This is a genomic window from Paenibacillus sp. HJGM_3, from assembly GCF_045062745.1.
Taxonomy (GTDB): domain Bacteria; phylum Bacillota; class Bacilli; order Paenibacillales; family NBRC-103111; genus Paenibacillus_AA.
Window position 1 is genome coordinate 1 of record NZ_JBJGED010000019.1, and the last position, 22,869, is coordinate 22,869.

17 protein-coding genes are annotated in these 22,869 nt (G+C 58.3%); 7 read left to right on the top strand and 10 right to left on the bottom strand.

The window, feature by feature from the left end:
* From ACI5FR_RS20075 to ACI5FR_RS20100, 6 genes are all read right to left on the bottom strand, one after another.
* Positions 1 to 608 (bottom strand): response regulator (locus tag ACI5FR_RS20075; protein WP_405457558.1); only part of this gene is annotated, 608 nt, incomplete at its 3' end.
* The gene (locus ACI5FR_RS20080) at positions 605 to 3,709 is read right to left on the bottom strand and encodes a hybrid sensor histidine kinase/response regulator (RefSeq protein WP_405457560.1); all 3,105 of its coding nucleotides are present in this window, start codon (positions 3,707 to 3,709) and stop codon (positions 605 to 607) included. The genes ACI5FR_RS20080 and ACI5FR_RS20075, both read right to left, overlap by 4 nt.
* Before the next feature lie 77 nt (positions 3,710 to 3,786).
* Positions 3,787 to 4,098, bottom strand: a complete 312-nt coding sequence (locus ACI5FR_RS20085; RefSeq protein ID WP_405457562.1) for a hypothetical protein — start codon at positions 4,096 to 4,098, stop codon at positions 3,787 to 3,789.
* 10 nt (positions 4,099 to 4,108) lie between these two features.
* Complete coding sequence (locus tag ACI5FR_RS20090; protein WP_405457563.1) at positions 4,109 to 4,615, bottom strand: hypothetical protein; 507 nt, start codon at positions 4,613 to 4,615, stop codon at positions 4,109 to 4,111.
* 220 nt (positions 4,616 to 4,835) lie between these two features.
* Positions 4,836 to 5,357 carry a hypothetical protein gene (locus ACI5FR_RS20095; RefSeq protein ID WP_405457565.1) on the bottom strand — a complete coding sequence of 174 codons (522 nt, stop codon included), beginning with the start codon at positions 5,355 to 5,357 and terminating at the stop codon, positions 4,836 to 4,838.
* Positions 5,357 to 7,513: an ABC transporter transmembrane domain-containing protein gene (locus ACI5FR_RS20100; RefSeq protein WP_405457567.1), complete on the bottom strand. Its 2,157-nt coding sequence runs from the start codon at positions 7,511 to 7,513 to the stop codon at positions 5,357 to 5,359. The genes ACI5FR_RS20095 and ACI5FR_RS20100 overlap by 1 nt, the downstream gene beginning before the upstream one ends.
* Before the next feature lie 223 nt (positions 7,514 to 7,736).
* On the opposite strand from ACI5FR_RS20100, the gene ACI5FR_RS20105 reads away from it, so the two are divergent.
* Positions 7,737 to 8,018: an ArsR/SmtB family transcription factor gene (locus tag ACI5FR_RS20105; protein WP_405457568.1), complete on the top strand. Its 282-nt coding sequence runs from the start codon at positions 7,737 to 7,739 to the stop codon at positions 8,016 to 8,018.
* 73 nt (positions 8,019 to 8,091) lie between these two features.
* Positions 8,092 to 9,294 (top strand): MFS transporter, encoded by a 1,203-nt coding sequence (locus tag ACI5FR_RS20110; protein ID WP_405457570.1) that lies wholly within the window; start codon positions 8,092 to 8,094, stop codon positions 9,292 to 9,294.
* 53 nt (positions 9,295 to 9,347) lie between these two features.
* Here the strand turns inward: ACI5FR_RS20110 and ACI5FR_RS20115 are convergent, their stop codons facing one another.
* Both ACI5FR_RS20115 and ACI5FR_RS20120 read right to left on the bottom strand, forming a co-directional pair.
* On the bottom strand, positions 9,348 to 9,770 hold the full coding sequence (locus tag ACI5FR_RS20115) for a DUF1801 domain-containing protein (protein ID WP_405457572.1): 423 nt from the start codon (positions 9,768 to 9,770) through the stop codon (positions 9,348 to 9,350).
* Between the two features lie 115 nt (positions 9,771 to 9,885).
* A complete protein-coding gene (locus ACI5FR_RS20120; protein WP_405457574.1) occupies positions 9,886 to 10,659 on the bottom strand; it encodes an ArsR/SmtB family transcription factor in 774 nt (257 codons plus the stop codon).
* Positions 10,660 to 10,809: 150 nt separating this feature from the next.
* Between ACI5FR_RS20120 and ACI5FR_RS20125 the strand changes: the two genes are divergently transcribed.
* Complete coding sequence (locus ACI5FR_RS20125; protein WP_405457576.1) at positions 10,810 to 12,081, top strand: phytoene desaturase family protein; 1,272 nt, start codon at positions 10,810 to 10,812, stop codon at positions 12,079 to 12,081.
* 17 nt (positions 12,082 to 12,098) lie between these two features.
* Here ACI5FR_RS20125 and ACI5FR_RS20130 read toward each other — a convergent pair whose 3' ends face one another.
* Together ACI5FR_RS20130 and ACI5FR_RS20135 are read right to left on the bottom strand one after the other, a co-directional pair.
* Complete coding sequence (locus ACI5FR_RS20130) at positions 12,099 to 13,010, bottom strand: NAD(P)-dependent alcohol dehydrogenase (RefSeq protein WP_405457578.1); 912 nt, start codon at positions 13,008 to 13,010, stop codon at positions 12,099 to 12,101.
* A 78-nt stretch (positions 13,011 to 13,088) separates the two neighbouring features.
* Positions 13,089 to 15,740: a winged helix-turn-helix domain-containing protein gene (locus ACI5FR_RS20135; RefSeq protein WP_405457579.1), complete on the bottom strand. Its 2,652-nt coding sequence runs from the start codon at positions 15,738 to 15,740 to the stop codon at positions 13,089 to 13,091.
* A 274-nt stretch (positions 15,741 to 16,014) separates the two neighbouring features.
* Between ACI5FR_RS20135 and ACI5FR_RS20140 the strand changes: the two genes are divergently transcribed.
* The 4 genes from ACI5FR_RS20140 to ACI5FR_RS20155 all read left to right on the top strand — a co-directional run bounded on the left by ACI5FR_RS20140 (position 16,015) and on the right by ACI5FR_RS20155 (position 22,863).
* Positions 16,015 to 18,330 carry a helix-turn-helix domain-containing protein gene (locus ACI5FR_RS20140; RefSeq protein ID WP_405457582.1) on the top strand — a complete coding sequence of 772 codons (2,316 nt, stop codon included), beginning with the start codon at positions 16,015 to 16,017 and terminating at the stop codon, positions 18,328 to 18,330.
* A gap of 18 nt (positions 18,331 to 18,348) precedes the next feature.
* Positions 18,349 to 19,953, top strand: a complete 1,605-nt coding sequence (locus ACI5FR_RS20145) for a gamma-glutamyltransferase family protein (protein ID WP_405457584.1) — start codon at positions 18,349 to 18,351, stop codon at positions 19,951 to 19,953.
* A gap of 268 nt (positions 19,954 to 20,221) precedes the next feature.
* Positions 20,222 to 21,823 (top strand): extracellular solute-binding protein, encoded by a 1,602-nt coding sequence (locus tag ACI5FR_RS20150; protein ID WP_405457587.1) that lies wholly within the window; start codon positions 20,222 to 20,224, stop codon positions 21,821 to 21,823.
* A 77-nt stretch (positions 21,824 to 21,900) separates the two neighbouring features.
* On the top strand, positions 21,901 to 22,863 hold the full coding sequence (locus ACI5FR_RS20155) for an ABC transporter permease (RefSeq protein ID WP_405457590.1): 963 nt from the start codon (positions 21,901 to 21,903) through the stop codon (positions 22,861 to 22,863).
* The last annotated feature ends 6 nt before the right edge of the window (positions 22,864 to 22,869 follow it).

Here is a 22,869-nt window from a genome sequence, read left to right on the forward strand (position 1 = left end):
TGGAGATTGACTTGGGTCCGCTGCGCATCTCGGCCGTACCAGAGCTCGTCCATGATCTGCGCTTTGCTGACCGGCTTGCCCTGGTGATGATACAGGTAGGCGAGCAGCTCCTTCGCCTTCGAATTCCGAAACCGGATCTCCGCGCCCCCTCGCATCTGAACGGTGAATGGGCCGAAGCGATGAACGACGATTCCCGGCTCGGGCGGCTGGCCCTGATCGGGAGCGTGACCGGCATTGCGGCCGGTTCGCTTCAGGAACCGGCCGAGCGTGCGGTTCAGGTCGTCCTGCATGACCGGCTTCAGCAAGTAATCAAGCGCCTCCACCTCGAACGCTTCCTTGGCGAACTCCTCATAAGCGGTCAGGAACGCGATCTGCAGCTCCGGCCGGCATTCCCGGAGCCGTCGCGCGAGCTCCAGGCCATGCATCTTCGGCATGTCCACGTCCAGCAGCACGAGATCGATCGGCTCCCGTTCGGTTAAGACATATTCCAGACAAGCGATCGGCCTGTCGAACAGGCCTGCGAGATGGACGTGCTCGAGCTGCTCGAGCAGCTTCCCGACTCGGCGCAGCGCGGGCTGCTCGTCGTCCACCGCGATGACTCGAATCATCGGCTCACCTCCCTGTGTTCCATCGCGGCATGGGGAATGCGAATGGTCACCTTCGTGCCTCCGCCGCTTCCCCGCCCGAGCTCAACCCCGGTGCCGAACAGCCTCAGCATGCGCAGATGAATGTTGCGCAGCCCTACGCCTCCCTTGCCCTCCGTCTCCATGGACTGGATCGTCCGCGCCCATTCGGGCATGCCTGGACCGTCGTCTTCTACGGACAGCTCCGTACCCTCCGCATCGGCGCGGACCGAGACCGTCACGGTACCACCGTCCTCCAGCTTCGTAATGCCATGCCGGACCGCATTCTCCACGAGTGGCTGGAGCGTCAGCGGCGGCAGCATGCAGTCCGCGTCTTCGTCCACCTCATAGCGGATGCGGAGCCGCTCCCCGAACCGGGCCCGCTCGAGCTGGAGGTACGCTTCGGCCAGCTCCAGCTCCTTGCTCAAGGGGACGAGCCGGTCCTTGGTCTTGAAGTCGAAGCTGCCGCGGAGATAGCGGCTCAGACTTAGCAGCAGATCGTGTGTCAGCTGCGGATCCTCGAGCGAGAAGCTGATGATCGTGTTCAGGGCATTGTATAGAAAGTGCGGCTTAATCTGTGCCTGCAGGAACGCCAGCTCCGAACGGACCGCTTCCTCGGCCGAGCGCTTCATCTCGAGCAGCGTACGCGTGCGGGCGCGCAATTCATAAGCCTGGAACGGCTTCGTCAAATAGTCGTTTGCCCCGGCCTCGAAGCCGACGATCACATCTGCCGGCTCGCTGCGCACGGTGGTGAGCAGGATAGGAAGCTCGCTAAGCGGGTAGGTCTGCCGGATGAGCCGGCACGTCTCGTAGCCGGACTGCCCGGGCATCATCACGTCGAGGATGACGAGGCCGATTCGGCTCCCCAGGCGGTCCAATGCGGCCATCGCTTCCTCGCCGCCGGAGACCGCCACGATCTCGTACGGCTCATCGGCGAGTACCGCCTGGATCACCCGGAGGTTGACCGGATCGTCGTCCACCGCCAGGATCACATGCTCGCGCCGCACCCCGCCGGCCGACCCCGGAGCTCCCGCAGCAGCCGCCGCCGCCTCTGGCCGAACGGCCGCTGCCGCGGTTCGAAGCGCTGCCGGGCCTGCCTGCTGCACAGCCGTGGGCATTACGCCGGATTCGCCTATCGGCAGGGTGATCGTGAAGACGGAGCCTCGGCCGACCTGCGACTTCACCGAGATTCGACCGCCATGCAGTTCGACTAGCCGTCTCGCGATGCCGAGTCCCAATCCGGCGCCGCCGTATTCTCTCGACTCCGAGGTGCCTACTTGCTCGAACGACTGGAAGATCGTCTCGAGCTTGTCGGCCTCGATGCCGATCCCTGTATCCGACACAGCCAAGTGCACCATCCCGCCTTCCGCCCAAGCGGATACCGCAACCTCGCCTTCCGGGGTGAATTTTATCGCATTCCCGATCAGGTTGTACACGATCTGCAGCAGCCGGCTCTCGTCGGCGTATGCATAGGGCAGCTTCTCCGGCCAATGGAAGCGCAGCGCGATCGGCTTGTCCCCGATATAATGACGGAACACCTCCTGCTGCGCCGATACTACGGCCCGAATATCGACGGGGCCGAGCTCCAGCTGCATGCCGCTGTTCTTGAGCCGCGACCAGTCCAGAATGTCGTTGATCAAGTTCGACATCCGGCGGGCGACGGAGATGACGATCTCCAGCTGCTCCCGCTGGCTCCCGGTGAGCGGCCCGGACTTCTCCTCGGTCAGAGCCAAGGAGAGATTCATTATCCCATGGAGCGGCGTCTTCAGCTCGTGGGAGGTGTTGGCCAGGAATTCGTCCTTCATCCGGTTCGAGGCGAGCAGCTGCTCCGACATCCGGCCGATAATCCGGTACGCGTTGGTGAATCGGCGGGCGAGCTCCATCGCTTCGATGAACACAAGCAGGATGACACCGTAGGGCACGAGCTGCAGATCGCTCCAAAGGATGAAGCCGTTGCTGTACAAGATATCGTGGATGGCTGCCGCCACGAAGAGCACCCATCCGGTCAATTGAAGCAGCGCGCCTTCCCGCCTGCGCCAGCCCGCCCAGGCGAATCCGAACAGGATATAGGCCAGGCTGGCCAGCGAGACGTATTTATACAAATCGATCAAGCGGGTATACCATTCCGTCGGGAGCAGCACCACCGTCCCAATGAAGGCGCAGCCTATTCCGGCCAATATTTTGATCGCAACAGGGTGGAACTCCCTCGGGTACAGCTCCCGCACGAACAACAGCGCGGCGGTCACGCCTCCGTAGTAAGTCAAGTACTCTATGAAAATAAGCAGACGAATATCGGTATGCGGGAAGAGCTGGACGATATACATGCCGCCCACCGCACCCATCCGGATCGCTCCTAATAGACAGCATATTCCGAAATAGAGCGTCGAGCGTTCCGACCGGCGCAGGACGAACAGGGCGAGCTGGTACAAGCCCAGCAGCGCGCAGCCGCCGAACACCGCCATCTCCGCATAGCCGGTGTGCTCCTTCAGCGCCAGCATCGAGGGTTCCGTCCCAAGCATCAGGCTGAACCAGATGCCGCCTTGCGGATACAGCTCATTGGCCACCTGAATCGTAACATCGAAAGTGTCGCCCTCAGGGTCGAACGAGACGGTTTGCGGCTTGTAGGCGGCCCGTACCGCGGTTCGATCCGGGGAGACGACGCCGGTCTCCGTGATGACGCGGCCGTCGACTAGAAGCCGGTAAGCGGGTGCGATCGCCGGGATGTGCAGTGCGAGCGGACCGACGCTTCCTTGGGTTAGTACGGTAAGCCGGTAGGTAGCAAAGCCCCGTCCCGGCAGTTGAAGGCCCTTCCATTCGCCGGGCACCTCCGCGAAGTCCGGCTCATTTCCTTCCGCGAAGCCTTCATCGACAGGAGACAACAACGCGTTCCAATAGAAGGCCCAGCGGCCGTTCAGACGGACCGGCCCGTCTTCCTGCAGATTCCACTGTCTGAGGTCCAGGACGCCGTCTACGGCCTGGGGACTGCGCTCCGCCGTCATCATCTCCGTGAGGGGCCAGCATAGCGCGACCAGGGCGAGCACAAGGCCGAGCAGCACGGCCAGCCGTTTGCGTGAATGTGGAGACATCGATCGTTCTGCACCGCTTTCCAGGGAGTGTAGCCTTTCACTCTCATCTTAGCATACTTCCGGGGGGCTCCTGCCCGTTAAGAAAAATTAGCATACATGAGAATGCCGAGCGCGCTTACGATCCACAGGGCGGGGAACACATTCCAGAGGATTGCAGCTCTGTAGCGCTGTCGACTGTATAACCGCCAGCCGGCTATCACTGCGGCGAGCAGTCCCGCCGGATAAGACAGTAGGTAGAGAATGACGAACCAAGTGAACGCCTGTGCGAACACGCTCGGGTCGTTGAAGCTCATGAGTGAGATGCCGGCCATGAACAACCAGACTGCGAGGAATAGTACGAACACAAGATGAAATCCAAGCAAGCTCCAAAGTACGGCTTTTCGTTTCATTGACTGCACCTCATCGATAGCGGCTGCAGAAGTCTGCGAATTCGCGGAAGGACATCGAGTAGACGTTGACCTTCCCATATGGGGAATCGTGCGACTGCACCCGGGATGTAAGCTTGCGATACAAGCGGTTTGTATAAGCGTTATCCGCCAGTGTAGGAATTCTTACTTCCCGTACGTTTGGGCCCGCATCCTCGATTTCCTCGACCAGCTTTTGCAAGCCCCTCACAAACGTCCGGTTATTCTGGTAGTCCTCCAGGAAGCAGCTGTTGCCGAGCACCGCAATGTCTTTGTCCTGATACTCATCCTCCGCCAATCCTAGCACAAAGCTGCCGATTCCGACCACCTGATCGGTTTCGTTCAGAATAATCGCACCCCGTCCATGCTTCATATAATTCCTGACGTCTCTCACCGCCAGGCTCACTCGGTAGTAGGGGATGATGCTCGTTCGATGCTGGATATAAAAATCGGTAAACCGGCTCCATTGCCGGGTGTCCGCGCATGTTTGGATTCGAATCATCGGCAATACACCTCATTATGGGTATAATAGAAAAAAATTGAAAACATGCTTGTTATTTCTAATTACCTGCCGTATATTAAAGTTGAATTCAAGCGAGGAGGTGAGCAGGAATGGGACAATCCGGCTGCAATATGCCACAGCAAACGGCGCCAGAGCGTGACGACGGATCGGCCGATCGGCAGTAACACGGGAAGGAGGCCGGCAGCCATGCCGGTCCCCTTCATCTGCTCCTGTGCGAAGAGATCCGAGCCACATATTGCCGTAATCGCTCGGGCGTAGTGACATAGAAGTCGAGCAAACCGCAGGAATGGGTTCTCGTATCGTGTAACGTCGCGATTTTGCCGAAGAGCTTTCTATGGGCTGCAGTCGAAAGGCAATAAAATTCAAACTGACGAATCGGTTGCGGCAGTTCGGCTTCCCGCTCGAGCAAAGCTTCCATCGCTTCCACGAGCTTCGTTCCCTTGCGCAAATCAGCATCAAGACAGAGAAGAAAGATTTCAATCCGGGCTGGATCAGCGCTTTTGTTCTCCCCGGTCCCGTAAGTATAGACCAACACGCCTCTAGCCTGTCGATCTTCATCATCCAGAGCAATCATAAGGCCGGAATCGTAGATGGATGTATACAAAAAATTCATGATCGTACTCCAATTGTACGGGACGCCGAGGTCCTCCACATGCCGGCACAAGAACCGGACCCCCTCTTCCTTCAATTGCTCCGTATCGGCGGTCATCCATTGCAGCATCACGCATCTCTCCTTTGCATTCGCGATTTTAGCGTCGCTTCGAGCTCTTCCCGGATGGCCGGATAGCGCAGCAGGAGCGGGTGGAAGTGGTTATAGGACAACGACAGCAGCCAGCAGGGCGTCGCCGTGACGATCGTGGCCGTTCGCGGAATGTGCTGCATCAGCGCGATTTCCCCGAAATGATCCCCGTCCTCGAGCACAGCTACTTTGCGGCGTTCGCCTCTCTCCGCGGCAATCATAACCTCGACCTTCCCTCTCGCGATCAAATAAAACTTATCCCCCTGATCGCCTTGCTCCACGACGGTCGCTCCGGCTTCGAACTTTTCCGTAACGAAGAGCCGGGAGATTTCGTCGAGCGCGCCGGAATCGATGCTTCGGAAGAAAGGCAGCTGGCGCAGCCGATTCGACTCCACTTGCGCGCCGTCTCCGCCGTGGGCAAGCAGGAACCCTTGCTGCTTCTCCCACATAGCACGGTATAGGCCGTCCTGCTGCAGCAGCTGCTCATGCGTTCCCGTCTCGGCGACGGTCCCCCGATCGAGGACGATGATCCGGTCGGACATCGCGGCGTAGGCCAACCGGTGCGTGACCGACACGATCGACATGCGCCGTCCCAGCGCCAGGATCGTCTCGTTCACGGCTCGTTCGGTGTCGGGATCGAGGGCTGAAGTGGCTTCGTCGAGGAACAGGACGCGCGGATTGCGCAGCAGCGCCCGGGCCAGAGCGATGCGCTGCCGCTGTCCGCCCGACAAGGAATCCCCGTACTGGCGCACGAGCGTATCGTAACCGTCGCGGAATGCGGCGATCGTGTCGTGGATGCCGGCCGCTCGCGCGGCATCTTCGATCTCCGCGTCGCTCGCGTCAGGCCGGCCTACGAGAATGTTGTCCCGGATCGTTGCCTGGAACATCACCGAATCCTGGAAGACGACCCCCACCTGTCTGAGTAACGTTGCATACCGGGCGTCGCGAATATCGTGCCCGTCGAACAGCACGGCTCCGTCCTGCGGGTCGACGAACCGCAGGAGCAGCTGGAGCACCGTGCTCTTGCCGGCCCCGCTGGAGCCGACGATCGACGTATAGCCGCTGACCGGGATGGCAAGATTCAGCCGCTGCAGCACCGGCTCGCCAGGCACGTAGCCGAACGTGACGTCGCGAAGCACGATGTCCGTCCGTAGAGGAGAGAGCTCACGGCCGTCCCGCTCGATTACGTCCGGCTTCCAGTCCATCGCTTGCCTGAGGCGGTCCAGACTCGTACGCGCCGAGAGAATATAGGGCAGCACGGAGGTTACGCCGAACATGGACGTGCCTACCGTGAAGAAAATCGAGTTGTAGGCGATAAATTCGCCGATCGTGAGACTTCCGTCGAACGTCAAATAACTGCCATAAGCGAGTATGGCCGCGGTCAGAATAGAAATGGCGAGCATCGGCAACCGGGTCAAGTTCGAGTTCACGAAGTTCCTCTGCACGCCGAGCGAGAGCATCGAATGGAGAATCCCATCGATCTTCGCGAGCATGCTGCTGCGCAGATCGAACGCACGGATGACGCGGAACGTCTTAATGTTCTCGTCCACCGATCGGTTGAACTGATCGAGATACTTATAATAGACGTCTCCGAGCGCCAGCGAACGAGACTTGAGCAGCCGAAAAGGGATGAATAAGAGAGCGGAACCGGCTACGGTCACCAACGTCAGCTTCCATTCCATCGTGAACAGGATGGCGATTCCGACCACGACGCTGGCGATCGAGAGGAATCCTCCGGTCAAGATATAGAGGACGGCGGACTGAATGGCCGGGATATCCTCCGAATAACGGGCCATTAGATCGCCGACGCCGAATCGGTCATAGAAGCGCTGGGACTGGAGCTGCATATGCCGGAACAAGCGCATCCGATGCTCGTACAGGAAGCCGGACCCGACTCGGGCTTTAGCGTAGTCGCTTGAGATGCCGATCAGCACGTTGAACAAACCCAGAATGAGCAACACGCCGATTATGATCGCGAGAGCTTTGCCGTCCCGGGGCAGCAGGGCGAGATCGATCAAATATTTGTAGCTGAGGGAGGAGAGGTAACGGAACAAAATGTCGATGACGGCACCCAGCAGGATTAGGAAGATGAAGAAGGGAGACGACCGAACCGCAGCGAGGATGCTCTTCCACAACATTGTTGTCCGACTCCTTTGTCAGTCATGCGTTGCCTGCAAGCGCACTTGCAAGGCCGCCATTAGATTCACTCTAAAGGAGAAGACTAGGTCGCAAACTGAAAAGAAAGCGCTTCATGTCAGGTTTGATCGAATTTTTTGAATTAGATTTGCAAAAGCTGAAGCGGTGTGATATTGTATTTCTATGATTTTAGAAATAACGAATTTTGAGAAAGGAGTGGGAACGATGGTCGAGGACAACGAGGATGTCAAACAAGCGGTGAAGGTGTACAAAGCGCTCGGTGAACCGACCCGGATCAAAATCGCAATGCTGCTTACGGAAGAAAAGAACTTGTGCTGCTCCGACATCGGCAGCAAGCTCGAATCCGTGGCCGGCTCTACGCTGTCGCATCACCTGAAGCAGCTGACGGACAGCGGATTGCTTACCCTTCGCAAGGATGGCACTTATATCTACTACAGCATCAATAAAGAAATCGCCCGCAAGTACGCACCTTATTTGCTGGAGTAGTTTTTTAGCCCTATTTTTTGCTTTATATTTCGATAATTCTAGATATATAGAAACATTAAAGGAGTTGGAGAGGTTGTCTAATACTTGGAAAATCTACATGCTGGCGGTGGTGAGCTTCCTTGTCGGCACGTCGGAGTTCATCATCGCCGGCATTCTGGATAAAGTCGCGGCGGATATCGGGGTTTCGGTCGCCGCCGCCGGTCAGCTCATCACCGTCTTCTCCCTGGCCTACGGGTTCGGCACGCCGTTCCTGATGGCGATGGCCGCCAAGGTCGATCGCAAGAAGCTGCTATTGTACTCGCTCGCCGTCTTCGTGATTGGGAACGCCGTCGCCCTCTTGCTGCCGGGCTTCGGCTTCCTGATCGCCTCCCGAATCATCTTGGCTCTTAGCACCGGTGTATTCGTCGTGACGTCGCTCACGGTTGCCGCGAAGCTCGCTCCTCCGGAGAAGCAGGGCAGCGCCATTGCCACGCTGGTCATGGGATTCAGCACCGCGCTGATCGTCGGCGTCCCGATCGGCCGGCTCGTCGCCTCCGTCTATGACTGGAACCTCGTGTTCGGCGGGATCGGCTTGTTGGGCCTGTTGGCGATGGTGCTCATCGCCTTCACCATTCCGTCTACGGAAGGAGAGGCGCCGGTGCCGCTGCGCGGGCAGCTCGCTCTGCTCAAGCAGCCGAGAATCGTCGTAGCGCTGCTGATCACCTTCTTCTGGATCGGCGGCTATTCGATTACGTACACGTACATCTCCCCGTATCTGCTGAACATCACGGGCATGAGTGAGAAGGGCGTCAGCATCGCCCTGTTCGCCTTCGGCATCGCCAGCCTGATCGGGTCCAAGCTGGGCGGCTTCAGCTCGGACCGCTGGGGCTTCTCCCGCACGCTGGTCGGCGGCATGCTCCTGCACTCCCTGGCCCTCGTCCTGATCTCGCTCGCGGCGCAAACACCCACGCTGATGTTCGGACTGCTCGTGCTGTGGTCATTCTCGGCTTGGTCATCCGGCCCGACGCAGCAAGTGCATCTCCTGACGCTCGCTCCCGACGCGTCCAGCATCATGCTCAGTCTGAATATGTCGGTGGTCCAGCTGGCTATGGCCGCAGGTGCCGTCATCGGCGGCGTTATCGTGGAGCAGGCATCGCTGACCTCGATCAGCTGGATCGGCGCAGCCGGCGTGGCGGTCGCCGCACTCACCGCCGCCAGAGCGTTCGGCTACTTCCGCTTCCCTTTTGCAGCACGCCGGAAGCAGGAGGAACCGCAAGGGCAGGAGCTCAGCGCCTAAAACGCATGGATGTGAAGAGAAGACCCTATCTGCGACCAATCAGCGGATAGGGTCTATTTCGCTTCGATCCACTTCGTGATTACGTCCAGCAGCTGTTCCTTTTTGGCCTGCACATCTTCCGGACTCGTCAAGGTTACAATCGCCCGGTCGTTCGACGCCCATTCCAACAGGCCTGTCGTGTCTTCGATCAAGCGAGCTTGTCCGGCATGCGCTCTTACCTTGGCGCCGCAGTGAAAAATTAGGCGGAACCGGCCTGTGCCGTGCAGATTAAACGTGATCCGGTCTTCGTTCTCATAGCAGAAGCTGGGGGCGTTCCATTTGATCTGTTCGGTGATGCCGGGATTAGCGCTTAAGATAAGATTGCGCACCTCCAGCATAGCCGGCTTCAGCGGGTGCTCGAGACAGTCCAGGTAAGCTTGAACTTGCTGGGGGCCTGACAAGGCCGTCGGCTTTTTAACAGACTTTGGCGTGGTCATGGCAACGATCGCTCCCTTTGGCAGATTTTCTCATTCGAAATACCTCCATCATAGCATAAAAAGGATGCGCCGAATTCTCTTGGATTGCTGCCCTGGAGCGTCCAAACGAATCGGGCTAGCCGCCAACCAAAGGGGACCCCGTCTCGAGGAGCGTCTTCATCCCCGACAAGACGACCGGCACGCCCGCTTCCAAGACGCGCGACGTATTCGGCGCTTCCTCGAATTCGTCGTGGACGACGGTGACTAGCGTAACGCCGGCGAGCTCCGCATGCGGCTCAATCTCCCATGTCAATCGGGAAGGCTGCTCATGCGCCGTATCGGAGAGGGAGAGCAGCTGCCACGTCATCACCAGCTTGCGCGGCGGGTCCACGACGAGCAGCTCGCCCTTGGCCTGCAGCTTGCCCTCGGGATCCCGGATTACGTACGGACTGCCGGCATTCCACTCGGCATGAATGGATCCGTTGTACCAATACTTGGATGTCAATGCCGGATCGGTCAAGGCGCTCCAAATTCGTTCCGGGGTTGATTTGATCGCGATTTGGTTCACATGGCTAGGTTTTGGGGTCACTGCGGGTTCACTCTCCAGTTCCGTTTTTAACTGCGTCAGCCCCGATACCCACGGCTCCGCGTACTTGCTCACCCAGCGGTCATAGATTTGGCGGATGGAGACCGGATTGAGATAATGCAGCTTCTCCCGGCCGATTTTGCGCGTAGTAAGAAGTCCCGCATCCTCCAGAACATGGAGGTGCTTCATGACCCCGAATCGGGACATCTGCAGGTGAGCGCACAGCTCGCTCAGCGAGCGGCCGTCCGAGGCGTGCAGCAGATCGAGCAGCGTGCGGCGGCTCGGATCGGCCAATGCTTTGAATACGTCATTCTCATTCTCCATGGGATTGCCTCCATGTATTTCATTCCTATTGACACGTGACCATAGGGTAACTTATATTAAAGGTGACACTTTGGTCACATTATACCATAAATCGGGTTTGTTGTCAGCTGACCATAAGGAAACTCATGGAATCGTGGAGGATGGTGAAAGATGGCGATCTCAGCGGATAAGAAAAAATACGATGTTATTGTGATCGGCGGCGGATTGACGGGATTGACGGCGGCTGTCTATATGGCGAGAGCGGGGAAGTCCGTACTCGTGTTGGAAAAGGAACGTCAACTCGGCGGGATGGCGCGTACGGTGAAGCTGAACGGAGCGTTGTTCAATCTCGGCCCCCACGCCATGTACGAAGGGGGCGCTGCGCTTCGTATTCTGCGGGAGCTGGACTGCTTGCCGGAAGGAGGGTATGCCTCGAAAGGCAGCTTGATCGGACTATGGAACGGAGGGCTCGTATCGGTCCCGAACGACCTGTCTGCCGAAGAGAACGAGGAGTGGCGCAAGCTGATGGGAGGGCTAAGCGGCATCGACACCGAATCCATTCGGTCGGTCAGCCTGCGGGAATGGGCGGAGGAGCACATTCGCCACGACCGCGTGCGCCTGTTCTTCCACGCCATGTGCAGGCAGTGGTCGTATTCGGATGCGATGAGCGAGCTGAGTGCAGGGTATGTTATCGAGCAAGGTCGTCTGGCAGGAAATGGGGTCCGTTACGTAGAAGGCGGGTGGCAGACCGTCGTGGACGATCTGCGCCGCGAGAGCCTCATGGCCGGGGCCGATCTCGTCACCGGTGTAAAGGCCGATCGAGTGCTGCTGACCGACGGGAGGGTTCGAGGCCTCGCCTTGACGGACGGGACTGAGATCGAGACCACGTCCGTCATCGTCTCAGCAGGGCCCGATGAAGCGTTCCGGCTCGTTCCGGAGGCCGGGCGAACGACGCTTGGAAGATGGCGTAGCGCCTGCCGTCCGCTCTATGCCGCCTGCCTGGATGTTGCCTTGAGAAACTTGCCGTTTCCGGAGCGTGTATTCGCTCTCGGGTTAGACGAACCGCTGTATTATTCCATCCACTCGGGTGCCGTTCGATTGAGCGATGATGGCGCGCACGTGCTGCATGTCATGCAGTACAACAATCACGATAGCGGCCGAAATGCCGTGGAGGACGAACGGCGGTTGAAGCGGGTGCTCGATCTGCTGCAGCCCGGCTGGGAGCACGATGTCGTTGCCATGCGCTATTCACCTAATGTACTCGTCGCCCATGATTCCCGCACGATCTACCACGACGGTGCAGGGCCGGCCTCCGATTGTGCCGTACCGGAGGTTCGCGGACTGCTCGTAGTCGGCGATTGGGTCGGCGAGGAAGGACGACTGGCCGACGCGGCGATGGCGAGCGCCAAGCGGGCGGCGTTGAGCGTCATTGGAGGGATTTGAGCCTATTACGATGGACTCTAAGTCACGGTAATGACTACATTTCCCTTTTTGTGCCCTTGTTCTACGTATCGATGCGCTTCGGGAACTTGTTCGAGCGGATAGCGCCGGTCTATAACCGATTTGATTTTCCCCGTCTCCATCAGCTCTTTGAGGAAATGCAAATCCTCCAACCGTTCCTTGGCAATCCCCTGACCTTCAACCGACAAAAAGGTTCCGTCCGGTGCCAGCGCCTCTTTGCATTTGGATTTCGTCGTTTTCCCGACGGTATCGAAGATAATGTCATACCGTTCGCCGCTTTTCGTAAAATCCTCTCTAGTGTAGTCCACCGCCTTATCGGCACCCAGCGTTTTCACCAACTCGATGTTGGCTCCGCTGCATACCCCCGTCACTTCGGCCCCGAAGTACTTGGCGAGCTGTACGGCAGAAGTGCCGACCGATCCGGATGCCCCGTAGATGAGCACTTTTTGCCCGTGCCGGATGTTCCCTTTTCGGAGAAAATGCAAAGCGCTAGTCCCGCCGAAAAGAACGGCAGCGGCTTCCTCATAGGTCGCGTTAGCCGGTTTCAGCGACACCATTCCGTCTTCAGGCAAACAGGCGTATTCGGCGTAAGCGCCGAATCGCATCGAGGGAAAGGCATACACCTGGTCGCCCTTCTTGAATCGCTTCACATCTTTTCCTATCGCCTCTATTTCGCCTGCCAGCTCCACGCCGAGAATCGGTTTTCTCGGTTTACGGAGGCCTAGAAACAATCGCATCGGGATCCAATACAAGAGTGGACTGTTGAAACCGCGAACCCGGCAGTCGCCGGATGTTACAGTCGTAGCGTGAACTTTCACCAATATTTCGTTGTCCTTGGGCTTACATTTCTCTACCTCTTGCAGCTGCAGTACATCCGGAGAGCCGTATTTCGTGCATACGATCGCTTTCATAGGATTCCTCCATCCTTGGTATGCGACTAGTATAGAGGCGGCACCGACATACATGTAGCTACTAAAGTATGGTTTCGTTCACAGCAACCCCCACTCGCGGGCGCGGGCGACTGCCTCGGTTCGCCGCTTGACCTGCAGCTTGTCGAAGATGATGCGGTTATGTCCTTTGACCGTAGTCAACGCGATGTAGAGACGCTCGCCAATCTCATGATTGGACAGCCCCTCGGCAATGAGGCGCAGAACTTCCAGCTCCCGCGCGCTGAGCGGCTCGATGAGGGGGGCGGCCGGCCGGGAGAGACTCGGATCGGATTGGGCCAGGCTCGACGGTTCCTCCGATTCCCATTCAGCGATCAGCTTACCTACGTACTCCGGCATAGCTGTACTAGCGGCCGCTTCCTCCAACACGCTGCGCATCGGCATCCCTTCGTCGACGAAAATCCGGATGAAGCCGCCAGGCTCGGCCATCGTCAGAGCATCGGCCACCACCTGCCCGGCCTTGAGCGCTTCGCCGTGCGCATGCAGCGCCACCGCCTGCACGACCATAAGCTTGAGCCGTTCGTCCTCCAGAAGGTTGGCCTCCGCCTGCTCCCGCGCTCGCGCCAGCACCGCCACAGCCGCAGCAGTGTCGCCCTTCGCCAGGTGTACCCGAGCCTGGCTGAGGGGAAGCTCCTCGTGCTTGTACGCGAGTCGGGCGGCTGCCGTCACATCGCCCTGGCGAAGCAGCACCAGCACTTGGGCGGCCGCGATACGGGGGAGTTGATGACTGTAATTATGCCTGCGAGCGTAATGCTCCGCCTTATCCAGAATAGCGGCCGCGCCGCTAGCCTCTCCGTGAGCCAGCTTCAGCCGGGCGAGAAATACCTCGCCTGCAACGACTCTGTCCGTGTGCTCGAGCTGCTTCGCCAGTTCGACGGCCTGCTCACCATGCTGCAGAGCGGCGTCCAACTCGTTCCATTCATACAACACACGGGCTAACCCCAAGTGCGCTTCGCAAGCGGCGGGCAGGGGCGGGTCCCCGGCGAGGCTCAGAGCACGCCGATACGTATCGGCCGCCGAATAGAGCCGGTTTTCGGCTTCCTCGATGTTCGCTAGACCGAGTGTTGCCATGAGGGTGATGATGACATGCCCGATTTTCTCGCCGATCGATAATGCTTCGGCATAGGCAAGACCCGCCGAGGCCCGATCTCCTTGGAGATAGTAAGCATAGCCCAGCGTCCATGTAGTCGCCGTGCGGACGGGCAGGTTGTCCGGGCGCAAATAGTCCAGAGCGCGCCGCGACTCGGCCAAGATCGTTTCCGCCTGGTGCCGGCTGACCGCCATCGAGGCGCGTATGGAGGCAATATGGCCGATCAGATCTCGATTCCTCTCGTCGGGCTCCATCCCGCTCAGAGCTTTTTCCGCCGCTTGCAGTTTCGGCTCGACCCCAGCCATCTGGCCCACCATCAGCAAGGCGGAGGCATGCATCACCCGCAACGAGGGCCTTGCATCCATGTCTTCTTCAGGCAGGGAATCCAGCCATTTCATGACCGGTGCTACCGCTCCACGAAAGAGCAAGGGTATGCCTTTGCCTTCCAGCAGGCGTGCCGCCCGGTCCGTATCGCGGGCGGCCGCGGCATGGTGAAACGCCTCAAGCTCAAGTCCATGGTCTTCGTACCATGTGCTGGCTCGTATATGGGATTCGTCCACGACGGTCACAACCTCTTGCTGGAGGAGCCGTTTCCGCAGCAGCTCGGCGAAGAGATGGTGATAGCGGTACCAGTGCCGTTCGTTGTCCAGCGGAACGATGAACAGGTTGGCGCGCTCGAGCGATTCCAGCGTCTGTTGGCCGGAAGAGGAGGGGGCCAAGACTTCGCCTCGAAGAACGGCGTCACACAGAGGACCGCACAAGCGGTCGAGGATCGACGTACGCAGCAGGAAGGTCTGAATCCCTACCGACTGCCTCTTCAGCATTTCCTCCACTACATAATCGAGTACGTAATGGTGGCTGCCGGTGAACGAACCGATGAAGCTGGCGGGATCTTGATGGCCCTGCAAGGAAAGCGCGGCTAATTGCAGGCCCGCCACCCAGCCTTCCGTGCGGGACTCCAGCAGGGTCACGTGCTCCGATGAAAGGGTCAGACCCATCACGCGGCCCAGAAATTCGGCTGCTTCCGATGCGGTGAAGCGCAAGTCGGCGGCGCGCAATTCCGTCAGCTGGTTGCGGACCCGCAAACGTGCCAGCGGCAGACGAGGATCCTCGCGGGTGGCGAGGACGAGACGCATCTGCGCCGGCATGCGCTCGAGCAGAAGGGACACGGCATCGTCGATCGGTCCGGGCTCTATGACATGATAATCGTCCAGCACTAGCACGAAAGGGTGCGGAATGGCGGTGACGTCATTCAACAAGGCGGTAATAATCGACTCGGGTGACGGCGGCTGAGCGGATTGGAGCCCGCCCAACACGCCTACCCCCACATGGGGCGAAACCGTCTGCAAGGCCACGGTGAGGTAGGTCAAAAAGCGTGCAAGATCGTTATCCCCTTCGTCCAGGGAGAGCCAGGCGGCCCGGTGGGGAAACGCGGCGAGCCATTCGCTGACAAGCGTAGTTTTCCCATAGCCGGCAGAGGCGGAGAGGAGGGTCAGCCTGTTTTGTACTCCCTCGTTCAGACGCTCAACCAGGCGGGGGCGGAGGACCGCTTTCACCCGCGGTTGGGGGATATACAGTTTCGTGGATATAAGGGGTGCCGACATCATAACCCTCCGTTGTTCGCTGTCCGATACAGTGGTTCGATAGGTAGTTATGTTCGACAGCTAGCTTATATTTCCCTTGATTCCGAAATAATTAACTCCACTTCTGAATCTAGTTAAGCAAGGACCTGTTCCCCAAAAGCAGTAAACCGGTTGATCGATCTATAAAACGGACTATGGCGATTTGCCGGCAAACGAGCTAAGATAGGAAGATCAGAGCGCACGGAAAACGGGTTGTGAACTAATCGCATTGGATCTCGAAAAGAGGGTGTCGCCAGTGGGGTTGCTGCGCAAAGCCAGCCGTAGAAAAAGCATTTTCATTACCCTGCTCTTCTCCTATCTCGCCATTCTCCTGTTGCCGGTGACGGCTGGGATCTACCTCTACCATCAGGTGGAGAAAATCATGGTGGATCATGCGAACCGCACGAACCTGGGGCTGCTGGAGCAGATCAAGCTGGTGGCGGAGGAACGGTTCAAGGAGGTCGACCGGATGTCCGTGCAGCTGGCGTTTAATCCGAAGCTGCAATGGGCGCTCAACCACGTCGAAACCGATCTCATCAAAAATGAGTTCGACCTGGCCGAAATCATCAAGGACTTCCAGAACGTCACGAAAGAACGCAGCGCCATCTACGATTTTATGGTGTATTTCAAAAATACGGATACCCTCCTTACCTCGTCCGGCAAATCGGATGTGTCGTTTTATTTCAATAAAATCCTCCGCTATAACGAAAAAGACGCCGACTGGGTCGAAGCGAATTTATTTTCCGGCAGCCGGCTGAAAACGTATTTTCCGGTCACCAACATCAAAGAGGGCGAACGGGTCAGCCCTGTGATCACCTATGTGCAATCGCTTCCAATCGGAGAACAGACGAACCCGAAGGGGTATTTGGTCGCTTTCATTCACGAGCAGGAATTCGACCGGTATTTCCAGCAAATCGAAAAGGTCAACGACAGCTCCATCTCGATCATCGACAACAACGGCCAGGTGATTTTGTCCACGCCGAGGGAGCATGCATGGTCCCCGGACGTATGGTCGCTCCTCCGCGACAAAGACGGGTATCACTCCTTCCAGGAAAACGGCGAAGCGATGCTGGTCTCCTCCACGACGGGCGAAAACGGCTGGAAATACGTCTCCATGGTGCCGATGCAAAGCGTCCTGCAGCAGGTCAACCTGGTCAAAGCATTGGCTTTGATGCTGCTCCTGCTGATCCTGATCGCCGGCCTGATCGCTTCTTACACGTTGGCCTACCGCAATTACAGCCCGATCCGCGAGGTCGTGCGCATCATCATGCAGGAGAATACGCAGAAGCGGGCGGATGCGGAAAATGAATACGAATACATCCAGCACTCCATCGTCCGCTCCTTGGGCGAAAAAAACCAGATGCGGCAAACGCTCATGCAGCACCTGCCCGTCATCCACGCCAATTTTTTATCGAGGCTGATCAAGGGCCACATGGATGTAACCGCTCTAACCGAAGAAACCTTGACCTTCATGGGGCTGCGGTTCGAATACGACGCGTTCGGCGTGTTCCTGCTCGAGATCGAGGATTGCCGCGATTTCATCCAGAAGGATACGGAGCGGGAGTGGGCGGACGTCCGGGTTTTGCTGACGAATTTATGCCGCGACCTGCTGGGCAAACACGGGTATATCGCGGAGCTGGACCGCACTCGGCTGGCCGTGCTGGTGGACGTGGGGCCGGCCGCGGATCCCGGGCATCCGAACGGGACGGGGTTTGCCGAGCAGCTGCAGGAGGCGGCGTATCAACGTTATAACCTGAAGCTCTCCATCGCCATCAGCCAGGTGCACCGCGGGCTCGAGGAGATCGGCCGCTGCTATCGCGAGGCGCTGATCGCCCTGGATTATCGGATGATTCAAGGCTCTCACGCCGTGATTTACCACCGGGATCTTACCGGGCTCGAACCGCATGCTTACTACTACCCGCTGGAAGATGAAGTGCAGCTGATGAATTTCCTCAGAAGCGGGGACGACGCTAGTGCGGTCCGGCTCTTGGATCACATCTACGAGGCGAACTTCCAGTCGCATGCCATCTCGCCGGAGATGGGCAAGTTCCTGCTGATCGACTTGCTCAGCACGATCGTGAAGGTGGTCAACGGCATGCAGCTGACGGACCAAAAGCGGTTCGGCAGCTTCCTCGATCCGGTGAAAGTGATGGCCGAATGCGCGACGGCGGAAGAGATGATCCAGAAAACGAAACAGATAAGCCGGCAAATCTGCACGTTCGTCCGGGAAGAGCGAACGGAGCACGGGGACCGGTTCTACGGTAAAATTTGCGGCTACATTGACGAGCATTACGCCGACAACGGCTTGAGCCTGGCTTCGATGGCCGAGCATTTCGACGTGAGCCTGCAATACTTGTCCACCTTCTTCAAGAAACACAGCGGCGAAAACATTACCGACTATATTGCGGCCGTCCGCATCCGGGAAGCGAAGCGAATGCTCGCCAATCCTGCGCTTACGATGGGGGACATCGCCCTCAAAATCGGGTACGCGAATGCGGTCAGCTTCGTGCGGTTTTTCAAAAAAGTGGAGGGCGTGCCGCCGGGGAAATACCGCGACATGCAAGAGCCATAAGATTAGGAGGAAAAAGAGATGTTTGATGCGTTGCACGAGCCTTATGCCTCCCGCCGTTCCGCGATTTATGCGCGGAGCGGCATGGTGGCGACCTCGCAGCCGCTGGCCGCACAGGCCGGGCTTGAGGTCATGAGAAAGGGCGGGAACGCCATAGATGCGGCGATTGCCGCCGCGGCGGCGTTGACTGTGGTGGAGCCGACCTCCAACGGAATCGGCGGAGACGCGTTTGCCCTGGTCTGGGTGAAGGACAAGCTATACGGCCTCAACGCCAGCGGTCCCGCCCCCTCGAGCTTGTCGCTGGACGAGCTGCGGCGGGCGGGCATCGATACGATGCCCCGGCACGGTTTCGTCCCGGTAACGGTGCCGGGCGCTCCGGCTGCTTGGGCTGAGCTGTCCGCCCGCTTCGGCAAGCTGCACCTGACGGAAACGCTGAAGCCGGCGATCCAATACGCGGCGGAAGGGTTCCCGCTGTCTCCCGTCCTGGGCAGCTATTGGAAGGGAGCGGTAAAGGTGTTCGGCGGCTCGCTGAAAGGACCGGAGTTCGAAGCCTGGTTCCGAACGTTCGCCCCGGGCTGCCGAAGCCCCGAGATCGGCGAGATTTGGGCTTCCCCGGACCATGCCAGGACGCTGACAGCGATCGCGGAGACGCACGCCGGAGATTTCTACCGAGGGGAGCTGGCGGAGCGGATCGACCGGTTTTCCCTTCAGTACGGCGGCTACCTGCGTAAGGCCGATTTGGCGGCCTACAAGCCGGAATGGGTTGATCCGATCCGTGTCGGGTACCGAGGGTACGACGTCTGGGAGATGCCGCCCAACGGCGCAGGCATCGTAGCGCTGATGGCGCTGAACCTGATGAAGGGGTTCGAATTCGGGGAGCGCGACTCCGCGGAGACGTACCACAAGCAGCTGGAGGCGATCAAGCTGGCCTACGCCGACGCCAAACGGCTGGTGGCCGATCCCCGCTCGGGGCCGGTGCCCGTAGCGGAGCTGCTGTCCGACGCGTATGCGGACGAGCGGCGCCGCCTGATCGGCGGGACGGCGTTGGAGCCGGAGCCCGGCCGGCCGGCGGCGGGCGGCACGGTTTATTTGTGCGCCGCGGACCGGGAAGGCAACATGGTGTCGTATATCCAAAGCAATTACATGGGCTTTGGCTCCGGCCTCGTCGTGCCCGGCACCGGCATCGCGCTCCACAACCGGGGCTGCGGCTTCTCGCTGGATCCGGCGCACCCCAATCGGCTGGAGCCGGGCAAGCGGCCGTACCATACGATTATCCCCGGCTTTTTGAGCCGCGACGGGGCTCCCGTCGGGCCGTTCGGCGTCATGGGCGGATTCATGCAGCCGCAAGGCCATCTCCAAGTGGTGATGAACACGGTCGATTTCCGGCTGAACCCCCAATCCGCGCTGGACGCCCCGAGGTGGCAGTGGATGGAGGGGAAGACGGTGGAGCTCGAGCACTCGACCCCGCGTCCTCTATTCGAGAAGCTGGCCCGCATGGGCCACGACGTGAGATGGGCGCGGGGCTCCGGAGGGTTCGGCCGGGGGCAGATCATCTGGAGGCTGGACAATGGGGTGCTGGTCGGAGGCACCGAACCGCGGACGGACAGCCAGATAGCCGCTTGGTAGCAGGCGACGGGCCTTCTTAGGAAGGCCTTTTTTGCTGCCAGCCCGCGCTGCAGAAGGCAGCTCCCCCCTCTACCAGAAAGCGAATCAACGGGAACGGAAACGGATAACGCCAAACGAGTAAACCGGTTTACCCGGTTTTAATATGGACTATATGCGGAATATCGCGTCCCTACTATGATCAAAGCAAGCCAAACCGGCTCTAAGTGCTTTCAAGCGCTAATTCAAGGGAGGTTAACGAAGCATGAGGCTTTGGAGGAAAAAAGGAGTTTTGACAGCGCTTTCGATCGCGCTGCTCGGCGGCGTTACGGTCGCCTGCAGCAGCGACGACGAGCCTGCCGCCTCGCCGAACGCCAGCACGTCCCCGGCTCCGGCGAGCACGGGTCCGAAGTACCCGGCATCCTTCTCTTATTGGGTCATCATGGACACCGAAGCGGCCGTCTCGATCAAAAATTACAGCGAGATGGGCGTCTTCAAGCAGATGCAGAAAATTACAGGAACGAAAGTCGACTTCCAGCATCCGCCCGCGGGCGAGCAGCAGGTGAAGGATCAATTCAACCTGATGATGGCGACCGGCAGGCTGCCCGATGTGATGTACTATAGCTGGAAGGCGAATTCGCCGGACAAAGCGATCAAAGACGGCAAAATTGTTCGCCTGAACGAGCTCATCGACAAATATGCGCCCAATCTGACCAAGGTGTTGAAGGATAAGCCCGACTTGAAGCGCCAGCTGACGAGCGACGAAGGCAACATCTATGTGTTCCCTTCCATTGGAGAGGATAATCCGGTATTCGTCACCCACGGGTTGTTCGTCCGCAAGGATTGGCTCGACAAGCTGAATCTGAAACCGCCCACAACGATCGACGAGTGGGAGAAGATGCTGATCGCCTTCCGCGACGGGGATCCGAACGGCAACGGTAAAAAGGATGAAATTCCGTATTTTTACCGCCAAACCGATTACGAAACCGACTTTCCGTTTCTCGGCGCTTACGGGCTGAATGCTGCCTTCTATCAAGATAACGGGGTGGTGAAGTTCGGTCCCTATCAGCCGAAATTCAAAGAATATTTGACGCTCATGAATCGCTGGTACACCTCCGGCTTGATCGACAAGGATTATCTCACGACGGACACGAAAGTCCGGGACAGCAAAATGCTGAACGATCAAATCGGCGGGATGGCCGGCTGGGCCGCCAGCAACTTTGGCGCATACGTCCAGCTCAAGAAGGAGCAGGATCCGAATTCGAAATTCAGTCTCGTCGGGGTTCCGTTCCCGTCCCTGAAGGCGGGCGAGCTGGCCGTCACGAGCGGAGCCGACAAAGCCCAGTGGGGCGGCAGCGGCGCAGCCATCACCACCTCGGCCAAAAACCCGGAGGAAATCGTAGCTTGGCTCGATTACGGCTATAGCCAGGCGGGCCATATCCTGTACAACTTCGGCGTGGAAGGCGAGAGCTATAAGGTGGTGAACGGGAAACCGCAGTATACCGACGTCATCCTGAAAAATCCGAACAAGCTGTCGATCACCCAGGCGCTGGGGCTGTATACAACCGTTGCTACAAGCGGCCCTTACCAAAACAACGAAGACGCCGACAAGCAGTGGCATCCGGGCGAAGAGCTCCAAGCGGCGATGATTACGTGGACCAAAGCGGACCGCAGCAAATATATGCCTTCGAACTTGAATATAGAGGAGCAGACGAAAATCGCCTCGATCATGACCGATCTGAGGACCTACATGTTCGAGATGATCAACAAATTCATTATGGGCGCAGAGCCGTTGTCCAAGTTCGACGACTATTTGAGCACGCTGAAAAAACTCGGCATCGAAGAAGCGACCAAAATCTATCAAGCGCAATATGACCGATATTTGAAGAAGTAACCGCTGAGGGATGTTCGTATCTAACGCAAAGTTTCGGCACGAGCATCCCTTTCCGGCCGGAGAAGGAGGAACTGTGCATGCAGCTTGAAGCCAGACCGGTAGCGAAGCTGAACGCGGCGGACAAATTGAAATTCGGCTATCGGTTGAAGCGGGATCTGAAGGTGAATCGCTATCTTTATCTAATGGTGTTTCCCGTCGTTTTGTTTTATATCGTCTTTCATTATATCCCCATGTACGGCATCCAGATCGCGTTCAAGGATTATTCGCCGGCTACGGGGATGTGGCATAGCCCCTGGGTGGGGCTCAAATATTTCAACGATTTTTTTCACAGCTTTTATTTCGGGCGGCTGATCAAAAATACGCTGCTGCTTAGCTTGTATGAGCTGCTGTTCCAATTCACGGCTCCGATCGTCCTGGCCTTTCTGCTGAACGAGCTGCGCAGCGCCTTGTTCAAGCGGATCGTCCAGACGGTCGCTTACCTGCCGTATTTTATCTCCATCGTCGTCGTGGTCGGCTTCATCGTCGATTTTCTGGCGCGGGACGGATTGATCAACAACATCTTGTCCGCTCTGTTCGGCATCGAAAAGGTCGCTTACCTGGCCGAACCCGGCTGGTTCCGAACGATATTCGTCTCTTCGGGTATTTGGCAAAACGTCGGCTGGGGCACGATCATTTATTTGGCGGCGATCGCCACCATCGATCCTTCGCTGTACGAAGCGGCCAAGGTGGACGGGGCGAACCGGTTTCAGCAAGCCCTTCATATTACGCTGCCCGGGATTACGCCGACCATTATCATCCTGCTGATTTTGCAGATCGGCAGCCTGATGTCGGTCAACAGCGATAAAATTTTGCTCATGTACAATACGGCAACCTACGAAACGGCGGATGTGATCGGGACCTATGTGTACCGCAAAGGCATCCTGGAAGCCAGCTTCAGCTATAGCGCCGCCATCGGCTTGTTCAATTCCGTCATCAATTTCATTCTCTTGGTTCTCGCCAACTCGATCAGCAAACGAGTGACCGAAACCAAGCTCTGGTAAGCGGGA

Bases quoted from the DNA above. Each gene is read 5' to 3' on its own strand.
- ACI5FR_RS20080 (WP_405457560.1), bottom strand. From the start codon at position 3,709: ATGTCTCCACATTCACGCAAACGGCTGGCCGTGCTGCTCGGCCTTGTG.
- ACI5FR_RS20085 (WP_405457562.1), bottom strand. From the start codon at position 4,098: ATGAAACGAAAAGCCGTACTTTGGAGCTTGCTTGGATTTCATCTTGTG.
- ACI5FR_RS20090 (WP_405457563.1), bottom strand. From the start codon at position 4,615: ATGATTCGAATCCAAACATGCGCGGACACCCGGCAATGGAGCCGGTTT.
- ACI5FR_RS20095 (WP_405457565.1), bottom strand. From the start codon at position 5,357: ATGCTGCAATGGATGACCGCCGATACGGAGCAATTGAAGGAAGAGGGG.
- ACI5FR_RS20100 (WP_405457567.1), bottom strand. From the start codon at position 7,513: ATGTTGTGGAAGAGCATCCTCGCTGCGGTTCGGTCGTCTCCCTTCTTC.
- ACI5FR_RS20105 (WP_405457568.1), top strand. From the start codon at position 7,737: ATGGTCGAGGACAACGAGGATGTCAAACAAGCGGTGAAGGTGTACAAA.
- ACI5FR_RS20115 (WP_405457572.1), bottom strand. From the start codon at position 9,770: ATGACCACGCCAAAGTCTGTTAAAAAGCCGACGGCCTTGTCAGGCCCC.
- ACI5FR_RS20120 (WP_405457574.1), bottom strand. From the start codon at position 10,659: ATGGAGAATGAGAATGACGTATTCAAAGCATTGGCCGATCCGAGCCGC.
- ACI5FR_RS20125 (WP_405457576.1), top strand. From the start codon at position 10,810: ATGGCGATCTCAGCGGATAAGAAAAAATACGATGTTATTGTGATCGGC.
- ACI5FR_RS20130 (WP_405457578.1), bottom strand. From the start codon at position 13,010: ATGAAAGCGATCGTATGCACGAAATACGGCTCTCCGGATGTACTGCAG.
- ACI5FR_RS20135 (WP_405457579.1), bottom strand. From the start codon at position 15,740: ATGTCGGCACCCCTTATATCCACGAAACTGTATATCCCCCAACCGCGG.
- ACI5FR_RS20145 (WP_405457584.1), top strand. From the start codon at position 18,349: ATGTTTGATGCGTTGCACGAGCCTTATGCCTCCCGCCGTTCCGCGATT.
- ACI5FR_RS20155 (WP_405457590.1), top strand. From the start codon at position 21,901: ATGCAGCTTGAAGCCAGACCGGTAGCGAAGCTGAACGCGGCGGACAAA.